24 protein-coding genes and 1 pseudogene are annotated in these 25,581 nt (G+C 43.5%); 2 read left to right on the top strand and 23 right to left on the bottom strand.

Annotation, left to right across the window (positions count from 1 at the left end):
* Positions 1-24: 24 nt before the first annotated feature.
* Positions 25-5,985 (top strand): conjugative transfer relaxase/helicase TraI, encoded by a 5,961-nt coding sequence (gene traI, locus C9I43_RS00325; protein WP_107881381.1) that lies wholly within the window; start codon positions 25-27, stop codon positions 5,983-5,985.
* Positions 5,986-6,035: 50 nt separating this feature from the next.
* On the opposite strand, the gene C9I43_RS00330 is transcribed toward traI, so the two are convergent.
* On the bottom strand, positions 6,036-6,302 hold the full coding sequence (locus C9I43_RS00330; protein WP_258191658.1) for a hypothetical protein: 267 nt from the start codon (positions 6,300-6,302) through the stop codon (positions 6,036-6,038).
* 1,367 nt (positions 6,303-7,669) lie between these two features.
* On the opposite strand from C9I43_RS00330, the gene C9I43_RS00335 reads away from it, so the two are divergent.
* On the top strand, positions 7,670-8,908 hold the full coding sequence (locus tag C9I43_RS00335; RefSeq protein WP_107881383.1) for a DNA methyltransferase: 1,239 nt from the start codon (positions 7,670-7,672) through the stop codon (positions 8,906-8,908).
* On the opposite strand, the gene C9I43_RS00340 is transcribed toward C9I43_RS00335, so the two are convergent.
* The 22 genes and pseudogenes from C9I43_RS00340 to C9I43_RS00470 form a co-directional block, all read right to left on the bottom strand.
* Complete coding sequence (locus C9I43_RS00340; protein WP_107881386.1) at positions 8,898-10,001, bottom strand: hypothetical protein; 1,104 nt, start codon at positions 9,999-10,001, stop codon at positions 8,898-8,900. The two genes, C9I43_RS00335 and C9I43_RS00340, sit on opposite strands and share 11 nt — an antisense overlap.
* On the bottom strand, positions 9,994-10,227 hold the full coding sequence (locus C9I43_RS00345; protein ID WP_107881387.1) for a helix-turn-helix domain-containing protein: 234 nt from the start codon (positions 10,225-10,227) through the stop codon (positions 9,994-9,996). The genes C9I43_RS00340 and C9I43_RS00345 overlap by 8 nt, the downstream gene beginning before the upstream one ends.
* Positions 10,228-10,981: 754 nt before the next feature.
* Complete coding sequence (locus tag C9I43_RS00350; RefSeq protein ID WP_107881389.1) at positions 10,982-12,337, bottom strand: site-specific integrase; 1,356 nt, start codon at positions 12,335-12,337, stop codon at positions 10,982-10,984.
* Positions 12,334-13,464, bottom strand: coding sequence for a tyrosine-type recombinase/integrase (locus tag C9I43_RS00355; protein ID WP_107881391.1), 1,131 nt, complete (start codon positions 13,462-13,464; stop codon positions 12,334-12,336). Before C9I43_RS00355 ends, C9I43_RS00350 begins: the two co-directional genes overlap by 4 nt.
* Before the next feature lie 352 nt (positions 13,465-13,816).
* Positions 13,817-14,116 (bottom strand): hypothetical protein, encoded by a 300-nt coding sequence (locus C9I43_RS00365; protein ID WP_012197944.1) that lies wholly within the window; start codon positions 14,114-14,116, stop codon positions 13,817-13,819.
* Between the two features lie 48 nt (positions 14,117-14,164).
* Positions 14,165-15,163, bottom strand: a complete 999-nt coding sequence (locus C9I43_RS00370) for an ArdC family protein (RefSeq protein ID WP_048908709.1) — start codon at positions 15,161-15,163, stop codon at positions 14,165-14,167.
* A gap of 603 nt (positions 15,164-15,766) precedes the next feature.
* The gene (locus C9I43_RS00380) at positions 15,767-16,102 is read right to left on the bottom strand and encodes a type II toxin-antitoxin system HicB family antitoxin (protein ID WP_107881437.1); all 336 of its coding nucleotides are present in this window, start codon (positions 16,100-16,102) and stop codon (positions 15,767-15,769) included.
* Positions 16,102-16,346 (bottom strand): annotated as a pseudogene (locus C9I43_RS00385) (type II toxin-antitoxin system HicA family toxin). The gene C9I43_RS00380 and the pseudogene C9I43_RS00385 overlap by 1 nt, the downstream one beginning before the upstream one ends.
* A 195-nt stretch (positions 16,347-16,541) precedes the next feature.
* Entirely contained in the window at positions 16,542-16,943 is a 402-nt protein-coding gene (locus C9I43_RS00390; protein ID WP_011979512.1) for a hypothetical protein, read from the bottom strand.
* Between the two features lies 1 nt (position 16,944).
* On the bottom strand, positions 16,945-17,568 hold the full coding sequence (locus C9I43_RS00395) for a hypothetical protein (RefSeq protein WP_107881393.1): 624 nt from the start codon (positions 17,566-17,568) through the stop codon (positions 16,945-16,947).
* Between the two features lie 670 nt (positions 17,569-18,238).
* Positions 18,239-18,460 (bottom strand): hypothetical protein, encoded by a 222-nt coding sequence (locus tag C9I43_RS00410; RefSeq protein WP_107881394.1) that lies wholly within the window; start codon positions 18,458-18,460, stop codon positions 18,239-18,241.
* 125 nt (positions 18,461-18,585) lie between these two features.
* The gene (locus tag C9I43_RS00415; protein WP_258191659.1) at positions 18,586-18,978 is read right to left on the bottom strand and encodes a hypothetical protein; all 393 of its coding nucleotides are present in this window, start codon (positions 18,976-18,978) and stop codon (positions 18,586-18,588) included.
* A gap of 1 nt (position 18,979) precedes the next feature.
* Positions 18,980-19,435, bottom strand: a complete 456-nt coding sequence (locus C9I43_RS00420) for a type II toxin-antitoxin system HicB family antitoxin (RefSeq protein WP_063883646.1) — start codon at positions 19,433-19,435, stop codon at positions 18,980-18,982.
* Positions 19,436-19,559: 124 nt separating this feature from the next.
* Positions 19,560-21,434: a ParB/RepB/Spo0J family partition protein gene (locus tag C9I43_RS00425; protein WP_107881395.1), complete on the bottom strand. Its 1,875-nt coding sequence runs from the start codon at positions 21,432-21,434 to the stop codon at positions 19,560-19,562.
* 392 nt (positions 21,435-21,826) lie between these two features.
* Positions 21,827-22,060 (bottom strand): hypothetical protein, encoded by a 234-nt coding sequence (locus C9I43_RS00435; RefSeq protein ID WP_006087359.1) that lies wholly within the window; start codon positions 22,058-22,060, stop codon positions 21,827-21,829.
* Between the two features lie 14 nt (positions 22,061-22,074).
* Positions 22,075-22,806: an endonuclease gene (locus C9I43_RS00440; protein ID WP_107881400.1), complete on the bottom strand. Its 732-nt coding sequence runs from the start codon at positions 22,804-22,806 to the stop codon at positions 22,075-22,077.
* Positions 22,807-22,838: 32 nt separating this feature from the next.
* Positions 22,839-23,207 carry a hypothetical protein gene (locus C9I43_RS00445; RefSeq protein ID WP_107881402.1) on the bottom strand — a complete coding sequence of 123 codons (369 nt, stop codon included), beginning with the start codon at positions 23,205-23,207 and terminating at the stop codon, positions 22,839-22,841.
* Between the two features lie 230 nt (positions 23,208-23,437).
* Entirely contained in the window at positions 23,438-23,656 is a 219-nt protein-coding gene (locus C9I43_RS00450; protein ID WP_107881404.1) for a hypothetical protein, read from the bottom strand.
* Positions 23,657-23,735: 79 nt separating this feature from the next.
* Entirely contained in the window at positions 23,736-24,179 is a 444-nt protein-coding gene (locus C9I43_RS00455) for a hypothetical protein (RefSeq protein ID WP_146157126.1), read from the bottom strand.
* Positions 24,180-24,226: 47 nt separating this feature from the next.
* On the bottom strand, positions 24,227-24,415 hold the full coding sequence (locus tag C9I43_RS00460; RefSeq protein ID WP_146157127.1) for a hypothetical protein: 189 nt from the start codon (positions 24,413-24,415) through the stop codon (positions 24,227-24,229).
* Positions 24,416-24,429: 14 nt separating this feature from the next.
* Positions 24,430-25,086, bottom strand: a complete 657-nt coding sequence (locus tag C9I43_RS00465) for a hypothetical protein (RefSeq protein ID WP_107881410.1) — start codon at positions 25,084-25,086, stop codon at positions 24,430-24,432.
* 65 nt (positions 25,087-25,151) lie between these two features.
* Positions 25,152-25,496: a hypothetical protein gene (locus tag C9I43_RS00470; protein ID WP_107881413.1), complete on the bottom strand. Its 345-nt coding sequence runs from the start codon at positions 25,494-25,496 to the stop codon at positions 25,152-25,154.
* Positions 25,497-25,581: the final 85 nt, after the last annotated feature.

Here is a 25,581-nt window from a genome sequence, read left to right on the forward strand (position 1 = left end):
AGGTCCCTCTAAAGGAATATCATTATGCTTTCCATCAGTCCCATTGCGTCGAGCGCTGGCGGCGCGGCCAGCTACTACCTCAGTGAAGAAAAGAACCTCAATTTGCCTGACGTGTCGTTAGAAAAAGCAGCGGACGCCAAAGAAGGGGAAACCAACTATTACTTGAAAGAGCAGAGCGCCGAGCCCAATACCCAATGGTTTGGCAAACTGGCAGAGCAAGAGGGAATGTTAGGTAAGCCCGTTGAAGAACATCAACTCAAAGAGGTGTTAGCCGGTAGCCTGAACGACCAAACGCTTAAAACCCAAAACAGCAACGCCCGCAACGGTTTTGACTTTACCTTTTCGGCGCCTAAATCCGTCAGTTTACTTGCACTCGTGGGCGGCGATAAACGCTTAATGACAGCGCACGATGACGCGGTAAAATTCGCGTTATCGCATATCGAGAAAGATGCGGCGCAGGCCAGACAAACCAACCCTGATACCAAAGCGACCTCTTTTGAAAACACGGGCAATTTGCTGTTTGCAATGGTGCGTCACAAAACCAGCCGTGAAGAAGATCCGCAGCTGCACACCCACTCACTCACCGCCAACATGACCAAGGACAGCGAGGGCACATTGCGCGCGCTGGCAAGCAGCTTTAAACAAAAAGGCGGCATCATCAATGGCACGGGTGAGCGGGTTTATAACCATCAAAAATACTATACCTCGATCTATCAAAGCGCCTTAGCCCGCAGTGTTGAACAAGCGGGTTATCAAACTCGTTCACTGGGTAATAATTTGTTTGAAGTGGAAGGTGTCCCGCAGTCCTTACTCGATACCTTTTCAACCCGTAGCCAGCAAATCAACGAACAAACCCAAAGCTTAGGTTTAGACTCCCAAGCGGCGCGGGATGTGGCCGCAAAGGACACCCGCAAGAGTAAAGCCTATACCAGCGAAGCCACCTTGTTTGAGCAATGGAAAAACAAAGCCAATAACAGCGGCTTTAACCTGACAAGCTTCGTGACGGACAGCATGTCACGAGAAACATCACTCAATGCGTTAGCGCTCAAACCCGCCGCTATCGATGCGGTGAGTCGTGCGATTGAGCACGCCAGTAACACCCAAAACCGTTTTAATTACGCGAAATTAGTGGAATCAGCCACGCTTGAATTTACGCGCGGCCAGAAGCTCGATGCGCTCGATATTAAATTGGCACTCGATAAGCACATTGAAGATGGCGCACTCATTCCGCTTGATAAAGAGTCTGCGACCTTTACCAGCGCCGCCCACATCAAAGCCGAAACCAACCTGCTAGAGAGCATCAAGCCAAAAACGGCCAACATGCGCCAAGTGGTCGATACCAACACGCTTCAAGGCAAAGGCTTAAATGCGGACAACCAAAAGAAAGTCTCTGAACTGTTCGCCAGTACGAAACAAGTTAACCTAGTGAACGTCTTTGGCAGTAGCGAACAACTCGCCACAGCCCTGCTCAATGTCGGTGAAGCCAACGGTAAACGTATTCACATCATTACCCCTGACATGAAAAGCAAACTGCAAACCAGTGCACGAGTGCAACGCGATTCATCGACCGTGGTGAAGTGGATAATGAACCACTTCAAACCTGACCACACCCATACACTCAGCAGCTTTACTAAAACGGCCAACAACACTAACCGCGATATTTTAGTGGTTGAGAACGCCAATAAACTCGGACTCAACGACTTTAATTCCCTGCTCGCACAAGCCAAAGCGGGCAACAGTAAAGTGATTTTGCTCAATCACGCCAATGCCAAGCAAGGCATGAAAGCCGGTAACGCTATCGAGGTACTTAAAAAAGGCAACGTAAACGAAAGCAACTGGGTCGCCACCAAACAAAGCAACACAGCCATGCGACTGCATGAAAGCAAAGACAGTGACAGGGTTAACCTGATTGCAAAAACTTACGCGCAACTGCCCGAGAAGCAACACACCCAAGTTATTGCGGGCACCCATAAAGATGTGAAGCAACTCAACAGCGCCATTCGCGCAGAACTGCAAAATCAAGGTGATGTATCGCGCCTTGGGCTCAACATCCCTACCCTTAATCCCGTGTTCTTATCCGCGCAGCAACGGGAAGTCGTCGGCCAGTACACCAAGGGCATGGTACTCACCCAATGGCAAAAAGTCGGCGGCCGCAATCAACAGCAGCAATTGACGGTGGACAGCGTTAACCGTGATAACAACACCCTCACGCTGATAGACAAAAACGGTAAAGCATCTGAGATTAACCCCAGCAGCAAAGCCTTTAAAGCCGCAGAGTACGCGATCGCTAAACCGGACAATTTACATATCGCCAACGGCGACAAACTCATCATGGCCACAAACCATCAAGACAGTGGTTTGAGCAAACAAATTTATACGATCAACGCCCTGTCCAAAGAATGGGTCACGCTCAAAGACGAAAGCGGCAAACAGCACAGCGTTAAAGCCAGTGCATTGCACCATGCGCCGCTCAATCATGGTTACGCCACCACGCCAAGCAATGCCAGCCCTAATGCAAGTCACCACATCGTCAATATTAAAGCCTATAGCGCCTCAAAAGAGTGGTTACATGACACGCTGACACAAGGCATCAAACACATTGATATATTCACCGACAAGGCACAACAATTTGATGACCGATTAGAAAAAAGTGAGGTGAAACCATCTAGTATTTCGCGCATCATGCAAGCCGCTGATATGCCAGAAAAGTTCGTGAATCGCCAAACCACGGCCCTGCTCACCCAAGATGTGACCGCAGCACTGAATGCCATTGGTGCCCAGCATCAAGACAAAGGGCTTATTCACAATGCCGTAGATTTTGCCATCCAGCACATTAGCGAGAAAGAAGCCGGTTACTCACAAAAAGAGCTGATTGTTAATGCGATCAAGTACGCCTTTGAGGAAAAAGGCACCAGCATTACCCAACATGAAATCATCAACACCCTGCAACACATGGCCACGAACAGCACGGATAAAGGCGCGCCCTCACTCCTGAGCGCCGAATATCACGACGGCACCCGCTGGACCACCCAAGCCGCCATCGATACCGAAGTACGTATTTTAGACAGACTACAAGCGGGCAAAGATCAACTTGCGCCCCTTACCAGCGTTGAACACGCCGCGCAGGTACTCAGTCAAAATCAAAACCTGACCGATGGCCAAAAAGACGCGACCTTGCTTATCACCACCACCAAAGACCGATTTGTGGGTGTTCAAGGGTTAGCGGGTACGGGTAAATCGACCATGCTTGAAACGGGTATCGATCTTGTTAAACAAAGCGAATCCATTCTCAACACACAACCCAATAAGACACCGACACAATTCATCGGTCTAGCGCCGACACACGCCGCCGTTAACGAACTCAAAGACAAGAACGTCGAAAGCCAAACGGTGCAATCACTCCTAAGCAACTTTTTAAGCCAAGATGCGAAACCTGACCAATACGCCAACACCGTGTTCTTGCTCGATGAATCCTCGATGACCAGTAACGCCCAAATGGATAAATTTACCCATTTGATTGAGACAACAGGCGCGCGCGCCGTGTTCTTGGGTGACACTAAACAGTTAACGTCCCAAGAAGCGGGTAAACCTTTTGAACTCGCGTTAAACAAAGGCGCAATCAATAGCGTCACCATGAAAGACATTGTGCGCCAACAGAACAGCACGCTACTGAGTGCAGTACACAATATTGTCGATCGCCAAGGCGAAAGCGCTATTGATAAAATTCAGCAACAATTACCCTTTGACCAATACACCGCGCCCACCGCGAACGACGCGGTAACGTCCGAAAAGCAGGCTACCGCTAACATCAATCAAAGCTTGAATATCATTTCAACTTTGCAGTCGATAACCGATAACCCGAAGAAAAACCAGCAACTGGCGACCGAAGCCCTGCCCGCCACGGTGGCACTGGAATACTTGGCCAGAACACCTAAAGCGCGTGAAAATACCCTTATCATTGCGTACACCAACAAGGAACGCGACGACATTACCCACGAAATTCGCCAAGGGTTACAGCAACAAAAAAGCCTCAGTACCGAGCAATTCACCGTGCCGCGATTACGCGGAGTTCATGCCAGTAAGGCGGAACTGGCGACCATGTTGCCCTATCAGCAGGGGTTAATCCTGACGACCGGTAAAGACAGTTATTTTGAAATTATGAAGGTTGATAAGCTCAATAACATGCTCACCCTCGCGGATATGAAAACCGGCGAGGAAAAGCATTTCTTCCCCAAAAATCATGGCCACAAATTCACGAACCTTTGGGCTAAGAGTGAGCAACCTCTCGCAGAAGGCGACAGTATCATGCTCCGCAAAAGCGATATTGACCGTGAAATGCTGGGCAACAAAACCTATACCGTTAGCAGCATTGACGATAAACAAATGCAGCTCAAATCCACGGATAACCACACATTAACGCTCTCAACCAAAGATTTGAAAGATGCTCATTGGGATTACGCATACACCCGCACCGCCGATATGGCGCAAGGGGCAACCTATGAGAATGTCATTACCGCGATTAAGGGCCAAGGTGCATTAACTAACGTAAGGCGCGCGTATATCGATATCACCCGTGCCAGTAAGCACGTAAAAATCATCACCGATAACCCGCAAAAAATGATGCTCTCATGGGTCAATAACGATCCCAATAAAGTCTCTGCACTTGAGACAAGAGATAAGTATTACCCTGAACATACCCCGCTATTTAATGACAAACCCTTGCCGCAGGAAAACCCAAAGTACCTCGATGTAAATGGATATGTGGATCTAAAACTGATGGCCACCGAGCTAAATGCCAAGCTTCCGGCCTACAGTGAATCACTGGCAACGCAGCTTTTAGGTGAGCCGAACCGCGATAAATCAGACAAAGATAACCTGACATTTGGCAAAGAGGGGAGCATAACATTGACCACAACGGGCCAATATCGCGGCTATTTTAAAGACTGGAAAACCGGCGATAAAGGCACCTTAATTAACCTGATTATGGTCGCTGAAAAGTGCAGTTATAAAGATGCACTTTATAAAGCCGATAAAATGATGAACGAACCCGATAAATATAATCTGGTAAAAAACCCACAGCATGATGAATTAACACATGCCATTCCGGTTAAGCAAAGCCAATTAGAAGCGCGCGCGAAGCAATACTTTAACGAAGCTAAACCTATAGAAAACTCACTCGCACAAACCTATTTAGCCAAGCAAGGAATCGAGGTTACGAAGCATGAAAACTTACGGTTTCACGATGCCGTTTATTCGTCAGAAAAACGTGGAACCTTCCCCGCATTAATCGCGAATATCACCAATGACAAGAGTGAAACCAAGGCAGTAGAAATCACTTACCTTGATAAATCCAGCGGTGACATTGCAGCGCTAAAAATAAATAAGCGCATACTCGGCTCTAAATCGGGGAACAGCACGACGATCAACAAAGGCAATAATTCAGACTATAGTATTGTCGCTGTCGGCGTAGAGAATGCGCTTAAGATAAATGCTGACAATAAAAACGGGGCTGATGTTATTGCGCTAAACAATAATAATGACACTAAAACATTTAATACAAATGAATTGCGCGAAAACGTGATAGTGGTACTTGATACTAATAATTCACAAGACACTGCAAAACTGGCTTATGACCTTACGGAAAAATTCAGTAAGGAAAATATACATGCGGTTATTATTGAACCCAGCCTGATACCTGACGGCTTAAACAAAGTCGAAACGACAAAGCAATTAGTCAATGAAGCGGTCTATAGCATAACGACAAAAGACAATACACTATCTAAAGCCATTCAATCATTGAGTCATGATATTGCAGGCACAAAAAATATCACGATGAAAGATGACAGCACTAACGTAGCGATGAATAAAATAAAGCACGATGAACACTATCAACATTTAGCAATGGATAGCCACCGTTCAACGACGAAAGAATACTCCCCCAACATCGACAATCCTAAATTGGATATTGGGGAAAAAACAATGTAAATAAAAATGGAGGTGTTAACCTCCTTTTTTAATTGTCGCACGATATATTTCTAATTTTTATCACCCTCCAATATTTGTTGTGTTCTTTCCTCAGCCTTAGCCATTAACCTTTTATATGAGGGAACAACATCAGGCTCTTTCATATTATTATTGTATTGTTCTTCGTTGAAATTTTGATAGTAGTTGATAGAGGTTTGATGATGGATTTTTATCACATTACCAAGAAGAACTTCGAGCAATTCCCTTGTTGAAATCCCCTCATCTTCGTCACTTGAATGCTCAATGACCCGCAGAGCAAACAAGGTTAACTCCCTCATTGCATCTGCATCACTCGCCAGATTTTTAGCCCTTTGTAATCTTGGACTTTTGAATATAGATCAGGAGGACACGCTACTTGGATCACTTTATTTCTAGCCATTATTCATACCTCAATAGGAAAAAAACTACGATACAACGGCAATACACAATGATTCTTCACAATAAAGAGTGTATCTCACATGTATTGCGCTCTATTTCCAAGTATTTCACGAGTAATACACCAAAACAATAATTAATTTTAAAACAGTGACTTATAAAACCCGCCAATTTGCAATACAAGTGAAATACACACCTCTGCAACCCAACGTGAATAGGGTTCTAATACACATGCACCTGACAAGCGATACGCGAGAAATACACTTTATGGTAAATTTCAAACGAATTTTTAAAAAATAATTTTTATATAAAACTTAAATTACGTACTTTAAATTCAATCACTTACACCACAAACAACCATGAGAATTGATTTATCGATTCTTGCGTGGGGTGTGGAGAATATAGGACGTGCCAAGGTGGCATTTTTGCGTTAATTTTACGTGTTCAGTTATTTCCGCTCAGGGTAAGTATATCAGCAACTTAGAACCCTTTGAAGGGGCTTGGGTAGTGTAAAAAAGTAGTCCTACGCAACCAATTTTCGGGCAAAAAACCTCTTTAAGGTGGCATTTTTGTGTCATTTTCTGCAAAAAACGTAAGATCTTTGAGTGCGTGAAGTGTGGACAATGCAAGACGAGCTAAGATGGCATTTTTGCGTTAATTTTTTACAGATGTATATTTGAAACTAAACTAATTACATCAGACACATATAACATGCATAAAAAATAAAAGCTGTGCAAAAAAGTAGTTTCCCGCAATCAAATTTACAGGCAAAACTTCTCTTAAAGTGGCAATTTTTCCCCAAAAAATACTGTATTTTTTAGCGGCGTGAAGTGTGGAGAATATAGAACATACCAAGGTGGCATTTTTTCATTAATTTTTTACAAATATATATTTAAAACTAAACTAATTATATCAGATACATAGAACATGCATAAATAATAAAGTTGTGCAAAAAAGTAGTTTCCCGCAACCAACTTTACAGACAAAACCTCTCTTAAGGTGGCAATCCCCCCCCAAAAATACTGAATTTTATAGCGGTGTAAAGTATGGACAATGCAAAATAAGCTAAGGCTATAAGATCATCAAGTTAGAGTCGCGGCATAATTCATACCCATTTATATAAGCCCGAATTCAACAAGCTATTTACACACTGCAAACTGCACGTAAATTCTGAGGCGTTATATTTTTTAATATACACATGTTTGCTATTGCCAAAATCACTCATGATGTTATGATTACTTTAAGTACCACAACTTAAAGTCGAATATATATGATCAAGCAAGCAGAACCTTCTGATTTATTGTCTAAAAACGAACCCATATTCAGACAATACCTTCCTAAAATTACTCCAATCAATAAAAATTCACCCATAATTAATGAATGGGATATTCCATATACCATTAAAGAACTGTCTTACTATGTCCACAGCCATTATCGATACTATGGGAAATTCCCTTCTGCTGTAGCTGGCCAAATCCTTGAACAATACTTACCCCCTTCAAAAGATCATTATGTTCTGGATAATTTTTGTGGTTCAGGTACAACTTTGGTTGAGGCTAAGTTGAGAGGAATAAAGTCTTTTGGTGTAGATATAAGCTGGCTATCAGTCTTGGCCTCAAATGTAAAAGTTACGGTTTTAGATCTTAATGCTTTAAAAAAAGAACTTAACAACTTAGTTCTATGGTTTGAAAAAAATAATGGTTCATTTAGTGAGCCAAATGATGTTTTCTCTAAAAAATGGTTTGATTCTAGTACAGCAAGGGATTTATTGGTTATACAGACTTATCTTCTAAATCTAACTGATTCCCACATACGAAATTTTTTAATCATTGCTTTTATAGGTATAGTTAGAAGGGTATCAAAAGCACATGATGGTGAAGTAAGACCGCATATTAATAAAAAGAAAAAACAACGAGACGTCATTTCTGCCTTTTCTAAGAAGGTAAATGACATGTGTAACGATCATGATAAATTTCAACATAACATTACAGATATTACTTCTGAGTGCATCTTAGCCGATAACCTACATTTACCTAAGCAGTTTAATGATGGGAAATGCTATTTAGCTATAAGCCATCCTCCATATCTTAATAGTTTTAACTATGCTGCTGTATTTAACTTAGAATTTTATTGGGGTAACGTCTTCGAAGATGAATATACGCAGGGAAACAGCAAGCTATATAAAACTGAAATGAAAGCACATCCTGCCAATGAAAGTATTACAGAAAAATATTTTAATCATTTAAAAATTTGTTATGAAGAAATCTTCAAAATTCAGGAGGAGGGAGGTGTTTTGGCCGTAGTGATAGGGGATTGCACAAGGAATGGTCAATTAGTCCCAGTAGTTGATAAATCGATCGAAATTATTGTGTCTATCGGCTACAAACTGAAAGAAATAAATTATAGGACAACTCATTATGGCCTAGGTAAATATGCCTATAATCACCGTGCAGACTATCACGGCGATCAAGAAGAAAAGAAAGACGGTATAATAATATTTACAAAGTAATAAAAAGATTATCTCTTACAAGAAATTTTTTATATGTTTGATCTTTGATATCTAAAAATATTTTACCATCATGCTGATTTACGATTTCAAAAGCTATTCTTCGTACATCAGCATCATTTTCAAAATTTTCTTTAGTTATTTTGTCGTAAAAAGACTCACCAAAGTGATCCTCAAAGGCCTCAAATGCTTCAACTATAATATCGTCGCTAACAACAAAGTTTTTATCAATGCATGATTTTATCATATTCTGACTTTTTTCTTCCCAGTGAGAGAATTCTGTTAGGACCAACACACTAACCATCTCTGTCTCTGGTTCTCTTTTGTCAAAACTGTTGAATCTATTTTTTCTTACATCCAGTGCAACAAAAGAAGATTGTTTAGCTTTTTCGGGAGTTTGAGGGCCTGACAGACAATCGTTCAACAGAGCTATTACCCCAGCGTCGCTAATTGAAATTATTTCTAAAATCCGGCAGTGTGCTAAAGTAGGCTCATAATCTCTTAAACTTCTATTGTTACCTATTATTTCGGAAAGCCCATTTGTACACAGAGTGAAAATGATCCTACCTTCGTCTACCAAGTTCTCTTCAAAAAGAAAATTTGTATCTTCAGCTTTTGTTATTCTAACTTTTCGATTAGGCGTGAAAGTCACGCTATAAGTATGCCGTTCGCCTCCTCTTGGGGCAAAAGAGATTGGAAAGGTGTTATCAAATAGCACTTTATAACCCTTATTGTTTCCATTCTTAGGGAACATTTTTTTAAATCTCCCGTTTACAGTTTGCTCTACCCCAACCTTTTTGCATTCTATGAAACTAATAACTTCTGAAGGGTCTGTAATTTCACCTCCATTAATAACTTGAGGATTGTTCTGTTCATCAAAGTTAGTGGTAGACAGTAAAATAAATTCTACCTTGTGACCAGCACCAGAGAATCCATGTAACTTAGGCTCAACCTGTAGGCGTGCAAGCATTTCATCATCTCTGGCGATAGCTGCATACGTAAGTACTTCTAACATGTCACCCACTTTCCGACCGACTTGATGTCCTGCATGACGAAAATGAGAGATATACTTAAACGTATCGGATAAATTAGTCATTTAGTTCCTTAAAAAATTCAGCAATATTAACATTTAGCGCGATTGATAATTTTTGGATATTGATCAAGCTGATATTTCTATCGCCGCGCTCTACTCCACCGATATAGCTACGGTCAAGTTCAGCAAGATCAGCAAGTGACTCTTGAGAAAGCCCTCTTGATTTTCTTAGCTCTCGAATCTTAGTGCCGAATGTGATTGTAATAGAGGTGTTAATAATATTTTTCATGGAATTATGATTAGCTATAGGGGACTATAAGTCCACAGACTATAAGTACCAATCCTGCAATTGGCTCACTGGAGGAATATCGACTCCACACAATCTTGCATGCAGCTCCGCACAGAGTGCGTTCATTTAGAACACCTAACAGGCTTTGTTTCCTAATAGTGAAATCCAATGTTTTTTGGGTTTAAATCAAAATAATATTCTGATTACAGATAAACGACTGACGATGAAACAAGGGTTTTAAGCGCCATGCTGGCGCTCAGGAAGCACTCTGTAGTTATTTGTGCTTTTAGGAAACAAAGCCCACCTAACATTGGGTTGGAATAGTGAACTGCAATTTATCTATCAATAAATACAGCCGCTTTTTTAAAAAACCATTACGTTGGCAAGATAAAGCGCACTACTTTTCAGTCGTTGGCTTCTTCTACACCTCGATACGAGTAAAATGTCACAGTTGTTATCTAAATTCAGGGGTAACAAAGAGCTTTACAACCAACAATAAAGCCAAAACAGGAAAAGATGAAAAAAACATTTGAGGAGGTAACTAAACGAATTAACTAAATAACCTGAGCTAGGGATAAATAGAAAATAGTTTTGAGAAGTAGAGCAAGATTAAATTGCCTAAAAATGCCAATCACAGCGTTAACTTTCCGTTGCGGCTTCGCCTGCACAACAAACCCGCAAATTAGGGATAAATATCTAACTAGAAAATATACAAAACTAAGTTTATTTTATGATCATTTAACAACGTTTAAACCTACAAAAATAACTGACTATCCCTAAATCGTTGTACCGCTCGGCTCTCCTCTTTCGTTAAAGTGGGCAGTATCTGTAATGGTTTAACCTGCTTCACTTTCTTCACCGCTTTGGGCTTTGGCTTCGCTGTTGGTTTTCTTTCTGGCAGACGCTTTTGCTTTACTTTTACGGCTAGCGTTGGAGCCTCATTAGTTTGAGGTATATAGGGCTTGAGGGGGTAAAGCTGAGTGAAAATGCCTTTGAAGACAGCCCCTATAACCTCAGCGGCTTGCTCTACGCTATCATCCCCAACATGGGTATATCGTAACGTCATTGTGACTTTTTTATGCCCCAGTAAAGAGGCCACCATCGGAATACTGCATCCGTCCATGACGGCATAACTTGCAAAGGTATGCCTTAAATCATGCAATCTCACATCTTCAATCCCTATCTGTTTTCGCAACCTTAGCCATAGCGACTGTACCAATGAAGTGGAAGCGCCTTGTTTCATCGGAAAAAGTTCTGTATTGGCCTTACAGTGATAGCGACTTAATATGTCAACTGCGGCTTGACCAATATAAAGCACTTTTGCCCCTGTTTTACTATCAGGTAAATGCAATTCATTGCCGCGCACGTACTCCCCTTTTAAAAAAGTGATTTCCGATAATCGGCAGCCCGTTAGCAATAACAGCCGCAAAATATCAGCACATTGAGCAATACTGCCGCCGACCTCTTCACATTTATCAAGCGCCACAGATAAACGCTGCATTTCTGCAACACTCAAAAAGCGATTTAATACCCGCCTTTTGTTTTGCCGAATACCAATACAGGGGTTCGTCAGGCAATGCCCCTGCCTCAATGCTAACTTGAAGACGGATTGTAATGTATCAAGGTTACGGTTAGCGGCACCTTTGCGCGTTTTACTTATCTCATCAAACCATGCTTGCACCATTTTATGGTTAATCATGTGCAACGGGTAACGGCCAAAATGAGCTAACAAGCGTCTATTCAGCGCAGGCAATACGGACAGTTTTGTACTGGGTTTCCAGTGTTCAAAAATCATCGGCTTCCATGTTTGTTCAACAAACACATCAAAACGAGATGAAGCACTCATGCTCGGTTGAGTGTACTCCTCTCGCCATGCTTGAAGTTGTTCTGTTGCTTTCTCCCGTGCCGCTTTAACCGTTAGCGCACTAACTGGCGCAAGAATGCGTGTGCGTGTCCGATTATCAATAAGGCGGCTAATAACGTACTGCATCGGTTTATCGGGCATCACTTTAACGCCAAGGCCATGACAGAGACTGTCTTGAATGGTGTAGGCGCGTGTTTGACGGGCTAATGACCGAATAAACACTTGTGTTAATTTCACTGTTTTCATCGTTGCATCTCCCCTGCAATGAGTTGAGAAACGACATTTGCCGCCTGTTGAACATCACGTTTAGCAAGGTGTGTGTACTTTAAGGTTGTTTCAGGCAAGGCATGCCCTAATAAGCGGCCAATAGTGAGGATGTTGATATTGTGCTTTACTGCGATACTGGCGTAGGTGTGGCGTAAGTCATGAATGCGAACATCATTAAGATGAATTGTCTCGCGCAATGGCCGCCAAAATCGGTCTAAACAAGCAGGGGTAAAAGGCTGTGAAGGTGATTGATGCCAAAAAAGATGCTCGCTGACTTGTGGCCAATCACTCAGCAACTCCCGCGCAAAGGAAGACAGAAACACCGTTTTCGCGCCTGTTTTACTGTCGGGCAAATACCAATGCCCTTGCCGATAATCAGTCCATTTAACAGAGCAAACTTCGTTACAGCGACAGCCCGTTAAGATTAATAACCGTAAAACCATCACCGCAACGGGTGACGCTTTTTCGTGGCTATCTAAAGCCAACCATAACCGCTTGAGTTCTTCCTCAGATAAATAACGCTCACTGTGCGTAGACTTATACCGCTTAAAGCCTTTGCAAGGGTTACTTTGCGCTGGACGATACTCATATACTTCGGCTTGCTGCATCATTACCGACAACAACGGCAACAAGCGATTAGCCATGCCTTTCGAGGCATGCATACCATCAAACCACTGTTCTATGTGTTGTCGTGTCAACGCTGCAAGCGGAACATCACCCAACACAGGGGCGATATGCCGCGTAAAACCACGCTGGCTATTGAGTAATGTTGAGGGCTTCCAATGACGGGCATATCTTGGAAAAAACTCTTCTGCGAACGCACAGAGCGTAAGGGAGGGCGCAGGTTCACGCACCACCCCATAACGTAACGCATCGATGTGCTTTCTTGCCTCAAGTCGCGCATCATCAAGCGTGATATCATTTGCATTGCCGATAACATGAAGTTGCCGCAAGCCTTGATACTGGAAGCGAACGTAATAACACCGAATACCAGAGGGATAGGCTCGCATAAAAAAAGCGGGAAAATATTTATCGTAAAACACCGTTATTTTCTGTGGTGTGGGTAAATTATCAATCATTGACTGTTGCAGTTTAATACTCGGCATAGGTTTTCCTCGTTCAGTAAGGTGGCATTTATGAGGTGTTTTCGAACCATTTTCGGGCTAAAAACACGTAAAAAACGCATTAAATTTCACTGAGCGAAAACCAACAAAACACATTAAAATCAATACACTAAATTCAACAAACAACCATTACCTTGGGGCGTGGGGTGTGGTTCTTTTCTCAAGGTTCCAACTTCACTATTTCGCCAGGATTTTGCACTTTTCATTTTTTGGGGATTTTTTGGGAATTTTCGATTTTTGCTAGGCTGCTGCCGTATGAAGCGGCAAAGGTATCGGGGGATTTTCAGGCCAAAAAAACGCACTCAATGAGTGCGTTTTCTGCAAGCGTGGCGGCTTAATATTCGCTTGGCAATAATGCGGTGGTTCGTGCTCTGTCTGCCTCGGTGATGATCCATATTTCTACACCTTCAAACTGATAAGCTGAAAGGATACGACCGCCCTTAATTAACATCTCATTATTAAGCTGGTAATCTTCATTCTCTAAATCTCCCCAATCTCCGATCGCGTGACGATAGAACAAAGACGCTAACGCTAAACCATTACCATGGCCGTTTTTGACCAATTCATTTATCCCTTTAGATGTATATAATGCACCAAGCCACTTCAATTTATCTTCTATTGTTTTATCCGACATATCTATTCCTATCTAATAAAAGGCTTAGTGAAAACTAAGCCTATAAAATCAAGCGGCCTTTAACTGTTCGCATGTGACTTGCATTAAATACTGATGAGCCTTAGACGCGGCACTGGCGGCTTTAAAAATATAGCGCTTATCATTCTTTAACTGCGTTAACCAACTTGCGATATAAGACTCATGCTGAACGTCACCGCTAATATTTAACTCGGCCATTAAAAAACTTGCGCCTAATTCAGCGATCAATTCTTCAAAGGCGTAATCATCCGAACCAAACCGAGATCCCTTTATTCTGTCTAATCGGCTTTTTGCGCCTGTCCAATGCGTTAACTCATGCAATGCCGTACAATAAAAATCAAGGCTATTTGAGAAACGTTCGCGAGTGGGTAAAACGATGTTATCGGTAGAGGGTCTAAAAAATGCTTTATCTCCTTGCTCTACAATATTCGCACCTGTTTTATTAATGAAGCTTTCAACATGATCAATTGCATCAAATGAGTTGTTTACGTTGAAACCTTTCACTTCCTCAACATTTAACCCGTCGATTTGCTCAACGTTAAAGACAGTGAAACTTTTAAGCATGGGAATAACTTCTTTTTCACCTTGTTCATTTTCTTTTTCCCAACTCTTATAAAAAATAATTGAGGTGCCCTTCTCGCCTTTGCGAACTTGACCGCCTAAATTATTCGCTTGGTTATAGGTTAAAAATTGATTTGATGAAAATCCCGCATCAAATGCCGCCGCCCATAACAACAAAACATTAATACCGCTATAGGCTTTTTTAGTATCGAAATTAATCGGCAAACCTGCACCGATTGAATTTCTCTGCCACGGACACACCCAAGGCTTTACGCCTTTATCTAATGCCGCAATGATTTGATCAGTGACGACCTGATACATATCTACTTTTTTAAATGCTTTTGCACTTTTACTTTTTGTTTTGCTTTTTGAGATATCGTCTTTGGAGAGCCTGCTTGTCGCTTGTAAGCTGGCTTGCTCGCTGAAAGGCTTAGTGTGGCTTGCTGGGGTAGTGATTGAGTGTGTCATGGCTGCTTGCTCCGTTTGGGTTCTATCATCTTCGTTTTCGCCTGACGTCCTGCTCGCTCGCCATCGTTCTGATTGACAAGGGCGCGCAGCGGCGAAGCGAACCCTTGGCAAGCGGGTTGTGGTGAGCGACAGATTAAGACGGAAGCGTAAACGAAAGGGATAGAACCAGGAGCGGCCGTGATGCCGAATGAAACGACCAGCTTAGCCACACTTGCCGCGCAGTGAGTAGGAGTGTGCTTGGCGGTTTGGTAGTTGCGTTAGGGATTGGCAAGCAGGAACGTAGAGCCACGGCAAGCTTGCTTGCCATCAGTGGATCACGTTATCGCGGGGAGCGAAGCGAAAAGCCCGACCGAAGGGAACGCCCAAGTTCATCAGTGGTATTTAGATGACATAGCGCGACAGCAGCCAATAGACACTCAGAGTAAATAGATTAACCACCGAGGCACGTTTCAAAGCACACCAAGGGGTATTGTCAGATAAACGGAAAAGGGCGGCGCAGCCGCCGCTTGTTTCGCGTTTTGCGGGGAGCTATCAGGGGTAATGTTCAGTTTAAGTAGATCACATGGCTCAGGCTGATATCATTGCTCGACAACGATTTGCAGCCTACAAACCCACGCTTTTTTGAACTGCCCTTTTGATAAACTCATTCGTGCTAGTCGATGCCTGAAATGCCGCGATAGACGCAGCCAAATGCAAGTCATGGCCTAATCTGACATTAAGCGATCCCTTGCAAGGCTTCTCTGGTTGAATGTCCTGTTGAGCACAGTCAGCAAGATAAGCGTTAATCGCCTCTTGAAAGGCTTGCTCTAACCCTTTGGCTGTTTCGGCCTCATAGTTGATCAACGGTGAAATGAATAGCACCTGCCCAAACAGAATATTATCCTCTGGGCTGATTTCTACAGAGCCGTGAAAACCCTTATATGTCATTGTATTTTGCATCATAGTTTCCCCCATTCGGTTAATTTGTCTCTCACTTGGCGCAATGCGTAAGCCTTTAATTCATTTTTAGGATGCGGTTTATGCAGGTTGATTAACTCCTTCGGAATGCCATTATCAAACTTAACCCTCGAACCATCACCCTCGACTTGTTGATAGCCGAGCACTTTTAACGCCCCGCTAATTCATTCCAAGTCAGTGTTTTGGACGATTTGAGCTTTGCTAATAATTTATCCGTTTTCGTCATAATGCCCCTGCTATATAGGGGATCATTATACCAAATCAACCGCAAAAAGTGCAACTATATATAGTTGCAAAAAGGATATTTTCGAGACTTAACCTATCGAACGGTTTGAACTTAAGACGAAAAAAACGAAGTGGGTCATGATGTGAATTAACGAGAAAGGGGAACGCATGTTCCCCTGTAAGACGTTCAGGCTGTTTACACAAACTGCCCTTGTAGATCCTTAATTCTCACTATCGGATAGCGATTAGCACTCTCTAAGCATTTAGCGCGAGCCCTTTCGATATTGATCGCTGAATCAATAAAATAGCATTGTTTTTGGGCAATATCGTTTTCGGAGTCATAGCCAACAATAAAAAAGCGAGGGGAATATTTAACCTCGTCCACGGTATAACGGATCGCCTGACCTGTCGCGGATTCGTGATGGCCAATGTACCCGATCCCGTTAGCATTCAAATCAGCCATGTGGCTACTGACAACCGATGTTGCATAGTCCGCAGGCCAACCCGTTGCAGGGGTGCGACCATATAAACGTTCATGTTTATATTGCCCTTGTAAATAGGTGTTCATTTCTTCAAACGTCACTGAGGGTTTGCACATATCATACCGCCCCCGTGTTAGTGGCCAACTCAATGCAGCCCCCTTCCATCACAAACCAAAGGGCATGATGTGTATAGCAATCGCTTATCCCCCCGTCAGCCGCCACCGACACATAAACCGTTGATATGATCCCCGAGGGTAAAGACCACATGATTGAAACGTGCTTATTTCGATAGTTCAGACTTAACGCCCTCGTTAGTTCATCAAGTGAGAGGCATTGCGTATCGTTGCCAAAATTCTTAATCATCACAGGAAAACGAACCGAAACCCGTTTTTTGTCAGTGCTAAACACATTAAAACGCACGCGATAATCAATACTTGCGCCATTGCGTCGAGGTTGATCGATTGATACGACATTTTGAGCCACTTTTGCCGCGACTAAGTACCGCTCGACCGCTTCAAACAATAACCCTTGTGAATAGGGATACCATGCCTCATTAGCCACGCCCTCAAGTCCGAGGCCGCAGAAGTGAAAGAAATTCATTTCAGTTAAAACAATGATCGTTAACTCGCCCCTTTTTTGCTGTTGAATATCGTCTTTGGAGAGCCTGCTTGTCGCTTGTAAGCTGGCTTGCTCGCTGAAAGGCTTAGTGTGGCTTGCTGGGGTAGTGATTGAGTGTGTCATGGCTGCTTGCTCCGTTTGGGGTCTATCATCTTCGTTTTCGCCTGACGTCCTGCTCGCTCGCCATCGTTCTGATTGACAAGGGCGCGCAGCGGCGAAGCGAACCCTTGGCAAGCGGGTTGTGGTGAGCGACAGATAAGACGGAAGCGTAAACGAAAGGGATAGCACCAGGAGCGGCCATGATGCCGAATGAAACGACCAGCTTAGCCACACTTGCCGCGCAGTGAGTAGGACAGTGCTTGACGGTTTGGTGGTTGCGTTAGGGATTGGCAAGCAGGAACGTAGAGCCACGGCAAGCTTGCTTGCCATCAGTGGATCACGTTATCGCGGGGAGCGAAGCGAAAAGCCCGACCGAAGGGAACGCCCAAGTTCATCAGTGGTATTTAGATGACATAGCGCGACAGCAGCCAATAGACACTCAGAGTAAATAGATTAACCACCGAGGCACGTTTCAAAGCACACCAAGGGGTATTGTCAGATAAACGGAAAAGGGCGGCGCAGCCGCCGCTTGTTTCGCGTTTTGCGGGGAACTAACAGGGAATAGCGACTATCGGCGGCCAATAAAAACGAGCCTGAATGCGGCGGCGCCGAAATAAAGGACAGAAATGGCAATGAACAGCCAACAAATCACCAATAGTAAATTATTCAATAAAGCCATCATCATTTTGTCCTTTCATTTTATCAGCTTAAAGACTTTGCGATTAGCAGCGGTTTTGGTGTTATCAGTCAACGGCCAAATTTCCCAAGGAGAATCGACGCCTGTTCGACTCCTTAGAAAGTCATCTCCCTTGCGCCATTGAAATTCTTCATAATCAATACACCACTCAAACACTTCACCCTGTTTGACGGACTTGAGATCACTTATCTTTACAATCTCTATCGCACGTTGAGACATGCCTAATCCTTCTTGTCGTTATCGCAACACTCACATTTCTTCATCTTCCCACTCGATGAGGCGGTATTTTTGAAACTCTGGATGCACTTTAAGCTGCTCGTGAACATCTGCGGGGATGTGAAAATTCAACTCCCCGCCTCAATCAAATACTTCAAACACGCTAAGCCCTCATGCTCAAGCCCAGACTCATCAATCACGCGCTGCACTTGATTGGCTTGGCATCGATACCGCGCCCCACCGACAACGACATTCACCGTGCCAGAGGGCATAAAAATCATCGTCACTGGATAGTGATGGCCACCAAACAGATTCACAAAGGAAAAATAAACATGATGACCTTCACGAGTACAACTCACGATATTGTTGATTGGCATGATAACGCCCTCACTGTGTTGCACTGGAATAATGTGGATCGGTTCATCGGCTTGTACGGCTTGCTCATAGGCTGCGACAACCTCGGGATTGTCCATAAGCTGCGCTTTCACCTCTGAAAATGGAATACCGGTTACTTTGCCCATATCAATCTCCCACTTTTGAACACGATCTTACTGAGTCTGCGCTGTTCATTAACTTATCAGCTGCCTTGGCTAAGAAGTCCGAACGGTCTTTGAACTCGCGGTGAAACGCCACAAAGCTATCGATACGTACAATCTGCGATTCTGACAATGTGATATTGAGGCGTTTTTGTTTGGCTTTAAGCGCCTCTAGTGGCACCTCTAAGGCCAGCCATTGGTCGAACGTGGGATGTAATGCCTGATAGTCGCGATAACCTTCATTCAAGCTATCGACTAAATGACCATCGTTGATCACTTCCTCAGCCATTAATAAAATGGCTTCTTTAGCCTTAAACAAGATTTCTTCTTGGCTATCCGCCGCCGAAAAACAGCCATAGCCTAATTTTTCAAACACGGGGATAACGATACCAAACGCCTGCATTTCATCAGCAGGGCTTTCGATCCCGACCATAAATAGCATGGTAAAACCTCTGCGTTAACCGTTGAACCATTATACACACGCATACACACAACTCAATTTATTTAGTTAATTTTTGCTCAGATTCACCCTGAATTAACAGGGTAAATCTGCATCAGTATGCGGTTTAAAATCCAGCGGGCATCAACGCATCAAAGTAGGCTTTTTGTGCATCATCTAGCCCTTTTCGCTCCCCGTTCACTAAGCTATCAACCTGATTTGCTAAATCCTTTTTCTTGAGTGCGGCGGCTTGTAATGCCCACTGCTCCCCCATGACAGGCTGAGCCATATCAATTAAACAAGACAAACTCACGCGCTTAAAGAAGGTTTCCGCCGTAGGTCGCCAGTAGTTAGACCATTTCACATCGAGGCTCGAAATAACGGCCTCAGCGGCACAATGGCTATTATCAATTGACGCCTCGAACATGGAAGCCGTGGCGTAAGCCACCTGCTTTTCTTTCTCTTTTACATCGAGGGCGCAAAAAGCGTTAAAGCGTTCAGCGACCGTTGGCAGACCAACCCACGCTAAATTTAGGCTGGCTTTTACACCCTCGATTAACTGCACCGCTTTGTTATCCGTGAGCGCTCCCGTTTTAGGATGGCAAGTGGTGTCGTTAACGCTGATATGCAGTGGACGGCTGCCATAATGTGAATCAGTGAACGCGCTTACACAGACAGAGAAATGCAACGTATCAAGCGCAACGCTTGGCGCACTCATTAACGCATGTTTCGTGATAATCAAACGCTGCGCCCGTAAGTCGTCATTAAGCGCAGCGGAATAACCGCTAGTATCCTTTTCTTCAATTTTTTTCACGTCACCCACGTTGAGTGGGTCTGATTGCACACTGGCTTTTAATTGTGCCAGTGCCTTTTTATCGTCCTTATGCACTAACCCAATATAGATACTGACAGGCTCACCATAACTTTTTAACACGAGCATACACCCCGCTAGCGCCATTTCAGCGGGATCATACTCACCCTCTTTTGAGTCTAGAAGCCCAAACCCTGCAAGTTCATCGTATTCAGAAACTAACTTTATCTGTGTCCACTTCCAGCCACGCGCGATTAACTTTGCTGCTTCGATTTCCAATTTTGCGGTCGCTAATGATTCGAGCAGGGCTTTATCATCAAGATAGACTTCGTCACTGAACAAGTCTGAGGTCACAACCCCGCCCGCTTTTTCGTATTCTTCTTGGCCAACAAACTGAGCCAAATAGTGATCAGCATTCACCGCGGCATCTTTAAGCATATTGCGGAACTGGTTTTCGTTGTAACGTCTATCGCCTGCCAGCTCCCACACTTCGACTTGTTTTTCGACACTGGCAATCGTGAATATCATCACGACATCAAGCGACACGTTCCCCGCTTTGTACGCATCGAGCACAACAGGGGCGACCATGCTTAACTTCATGCGCTGCTGCACGAATTTCGCTGTTACGCCAAACCGCGCCGCAACATCAGCAATGCTCGCGCCCTTATTCACCATGTCAGCAAAAGCGTGAAATTCATCGACTGGGTGCATCTTTGCGCGTGTGAAGTTTTCAGTCATTGATAGCTCGGTGGCATAGTTGGCTACTTCTTCGGCTGTCAGCAACTTAACAGGCACAAGCGTTTTCGGTTTCAGCTTATTATTTTTGACCGCTTTAATGAGCTGTCTCAGTCTACGGCCACCGCCCAAAACTGGGTATAAGCCTTGCGCGTTCATGGGCTCGACGATCAAATTTTGTAAAATGCCATGCGCCAAAATGGAGGCATACAACTGTTCATCGTCAGCCTTGGACGCATTTTCTTTACGCACGTTCTTCTCAGACAACACCAACTGGTTAATCTGCAATTGCAGTAACACTGGCTTTGCTGTTGAGGCCAATGCCACCACAGCGTTAGCCGCTGTTGCCGATTTTTGAGCAATATCGGGCTTGTGAGAGCCTGCTTGAGTCTTTGGGCTGGCAGGTATAGTGGTGGCTTTAGTGTGAGTTGCTTGCGCTTGAATTGAGTTTGTCATTGCTTGTTTTCCTGTCGTTTAAATATCGTTCTCGTCTTCGCCTAACTTCCTGACTCATTTCACGTTCTGACAGACAAGGGCGCGCAGCGGCGAAGCCTCCCTTGGCGGGCAGGTTGTGAAATGAGACAGATAAGAAGTGACAGCGCAGACGTGAACGGTATTGACAGGGAAACGATGATAAGCGATAGAGAAGCGCACGCTTACTCACACTTTAGCCGGCAATGAACCGGACAGTGCTTTAGGACGTTGATGTTTGCTTTGGTTTGGGGCTTGGTGGTTGCGTTAGGGATTGGCAAGCAGGAACGTAGAGCCACGGCAAGCTTGCTTGCCATCAGTGGATCACGTTATCGCGGGGAGCGAAGCGAAAAGCCCGACCGAAGGGAACGCCCAGTTTAAGACCAATCTCCGGTGAGCTGTTTTACTTCCGTTTCGCGAAGACAAAACGCCGTATTAATCGACGTTAGATTATCAAACTTCTCACGTTGAGTGAGCGCAGGATCTTGATCGATTTTACGCTCAGCGCCGGTCACTTGGATTAATAGCGTATCTAAATTCTTACTGGCTTTAAACTTACGCAGCCAAACCAAATCCAACTCTGACAAGGTGTTATTATCAATATAATTCATAGCTTCTCGTATATTTACCAAATATTGGCTTGCTGACAGCGACTTTTGACGATTTCATTATCATTGAGCTGAATGGCGGCAATTTTTTTAGCCCGCTGGCACTCTTGGACATTCACCGGATATTGCTTATCCCACGCACTCATAAGCTGGCGCTGCGACTTACTCATCGAATATTTAGGATAACTTTGGTTCATATACAGATAGGACCGAGCAATGCGCCCTCTAGCGGCTTCGGGAGGTTGAGCTTTGCTGCCCTCAATACGCATATCACAAGCACCAAAATCCGATTTAGCCGACGGTAACAGGGCAAAATTGTAATTACTGCGCAGCGCATTCACAGCGCCAATGGCCGGAAATAGATTGTGCATATCAGCTTGCATGTATCGATACTCAATATTCATTTTTTCGGCACACTTGCGGCCCTTGAACGACTTACCTTTGCTATCGACACATTGCCCATGGCCATCACGCCACTCAGTAAATGCTTTGCCAAAATTTTCGGCGGGTACAACGTGTTCCCATTCGATTTTTTTAGCGCGCGCTAAATGCGTTTTAGTAGTAAATCCTGGCGGAGATATTACCTGCCCTTTTGCGTCAAATGCAGCACCGCAATAAAGGGTTTCACGATGGTCTTGATAGACTGATAACAGCTGTTTTTTAGCCAGATTAAACGACTGATTCGTCGTATTGGAAGCAACAGCAAAAAGGGGAATTACCGCAATGATAGAAATTAAAAAACGATTCAAATATCTTTCCTTTTTTCAAGCAAATCCCAATATTAACTAGCTCGCAAATCGAGGTCAATAATGCGTTCAGGCCAAATCTTCTTCAACTGAAACCAGAAACCTAAACCATTATTGATAACATGAACGGGTTGTATCATTTCAGAAGAGTTAGCCACCAACCAACTGACCATAGCAGTGCCATTTTTTACCCCTGTAGTGGAAGCCCTAATATCATGAACCAATAAGAGATTATCCTCTTTCCATAACTCAGTTTTCACTGAACCGATACATTTTGAATTGGAGAAAAAACGATAATTTATAGTCGGGCCTTGGTAGTCAGGAAGATAACCTTGAATCTCTTCTGAAACCCTATCTATAGTGGGAATTGATATCTTCGGTTTTCTTCTTAAGAAATTGAACATTCGTGAGTTTCCGTTCTGTAGTGACAGCCTTGACTAGCTCAATTCCAATCTTGATCAAATGGGTTCTCAGAGCAAAGAGCCTCTAAAGTAACTAATAAGTTAGAGCTATTTAAACGCGAAAATTATGCCTAACCCTTTCAATGGATTTATCCTGCTCTATACCTCTATCCATTAACTTTAAAACTGCTTGTTCTAAAACGTTGTGGACATGCATAAATAAGCGAACGAATCTAAACATCTGCAACTGGCACTAACTCATTAGTGGGAAAATCAGCTTGAGACATCCGACCATTAGCTTGATATTTACAATTTGTGTGACCTTTTCTAGTCGCTGTTTTATAAATACCGTTGCTGGTTCGCATCCCCCCTATTGAAGCAGGACTATTAACTATCAATACGGCATTCACACTTGGATGGGTTACTCTTTGTCCTTTCTTTAAATCAGCCATTAAAAATACTCCTACAATTTTCCGTTCCGTTAATTAACTACCACTGTATTCCTGCTCAAGCGCTTCACAGCATCGGCTTTTAATTCTGTCGGTCGCCGAGGTATTTAACAAGCTGGTTTAAACGATTGTTCATCTGCTCAATGTCCAAGACCTTTAGTGCCCCTTTTACGGCACCAGTGAATGAGGGAATACTATCAGCGGTAAACTCAAACCTAATCGCTGGCATACTCCTAGCGCCGTGATCATCTACTATGATGATTCGAGCCGTAACGGCATCGGCGGTAATGGTCAACTTACTCGGGCACGGGTTGACGAACTCTGATTCCTCACAGCGATCGTCAACAGTAATACCGTGGCTTTCCATTGCAGCATAAAGCTCGGACAGGGTTTTACCCCGTAAAAGTTTCTTGCTCAATGCAGCCCCCTTGGGTGGCTGGAACGTCCACCCGAGGGAGGAAGGGCTTACGCCCGTCATAGTGGTAATAACCGCACTTGGGTAAACGTAGTACGTTTTTAGTTTCAATTGGCTTCCACCTTTGCCATTTCCGTTTTTATTTGTTAATGCCGCTTTCAATCTGTTTTAGGTGGCGACAGAAAATTCAGTTCTCCTCCGTCGTGATTACAAGCCAAACGATCAGCCAAAGATGCACACTTTTGAAATTCTGCGTTTTGACCTTCACTTTTTTCAATATCCCAACGAAGCCTAATTAACGCCTTGCTTATTAACTCTATATCGTCTTTTGTCAACTTTACTTTCATAATCCAAACCTCTATTACAATGAGTTTCCAGCACATCGTTCTGTTCGTAGCTCATGATAAGCATCCCATGCCTGTTCTGACGAAAAACCACGCCTACCGACATCTGTAGCACACTCTAGATCAACTTTATACGACCTATCACGATTAATGGCGGATGGGTAATTGGCAAGCAGAAACACATTTTCTAGTTCGGTTTGATAATCATCATTCCACAACAGTGGTTCTGTTGTCCCATTATCCCAGCGTATATGAGTTTTGTTCTGAAGAGCTTTAAGATGTAAAGGCACAAGTAATGTAGATATAATCTCACCAACCCTAATCTCCTTGTACGCGCACCAATGCGTCTTAATAGATATAACACCATGTAACAACACAATGTCACAGGCAAGCGTAGCGTTAACACTATCGTTGACGTCATAGCGAGCATAAATCTCCACGAACCCCACTTGCTCAATGTCAATTTTATCGATGAGGCCCCAAAAATGAGGAAGGGAGGATTCATCTGCTATCGTCAACCGTCCCCCATGCTCCTGCAGCATTCGATTCAGTTGTGCAGTAAAGAAATTATCTGACACTTTTTCCGCAAGAGACTCCATATCACTCAATTGAAGTGTTATACCTTTGCTTCCTTGATACGCCTTACCAAAGAAAAAATCTTCTTTTGTTCTCATTGTTTATACCTTATATAGATGTAGCTCTAGATGTAATTCGACGTTCTGTGCAATTAAATTCCGTTCTATGTATTTTTGGTAATGGATGTAAGGGCTTTATCAATTGAGAAGGGGCGTAGTTCACCGTTAGACAAGTGGACTTTATAGCAAGCAGTTGTAACCCAGATCTGTTCGACAAAGCGTTTTTCATTTTCAACAACAAAAGAGACAACTAGGCGACCATTCAAATCCCATCCATTTTCGTTTTCACAGTAACGTTCAAAGAGTTCTTTAAGTGCATTAAATAATTCACCAGAGACTATTTTTCCTTGTGCATATTGACTCGATTTTTGACTTTTAAAATAGTTAGAAGCCTCACCTTTAGTTTGATATAACTTGCCTGCTATTGTTACTGGTTTTGCCTTTCCCATTTGAAACTCCTTTTAACCAAGTCTCCGTGATGTTAGAACGATGTACGCAACGCCGACCTAGAGAAATATTTAATACTGTTTAGTG

This window comes from Shewanella morhuae (assembly GCF_003028295.1).
GTDB lineage: Bacteria > Pseudomonadota > Gammaproteobacteria > Enterobacterales > Shewanellaceae > Shewanella > Shewanella morhuae.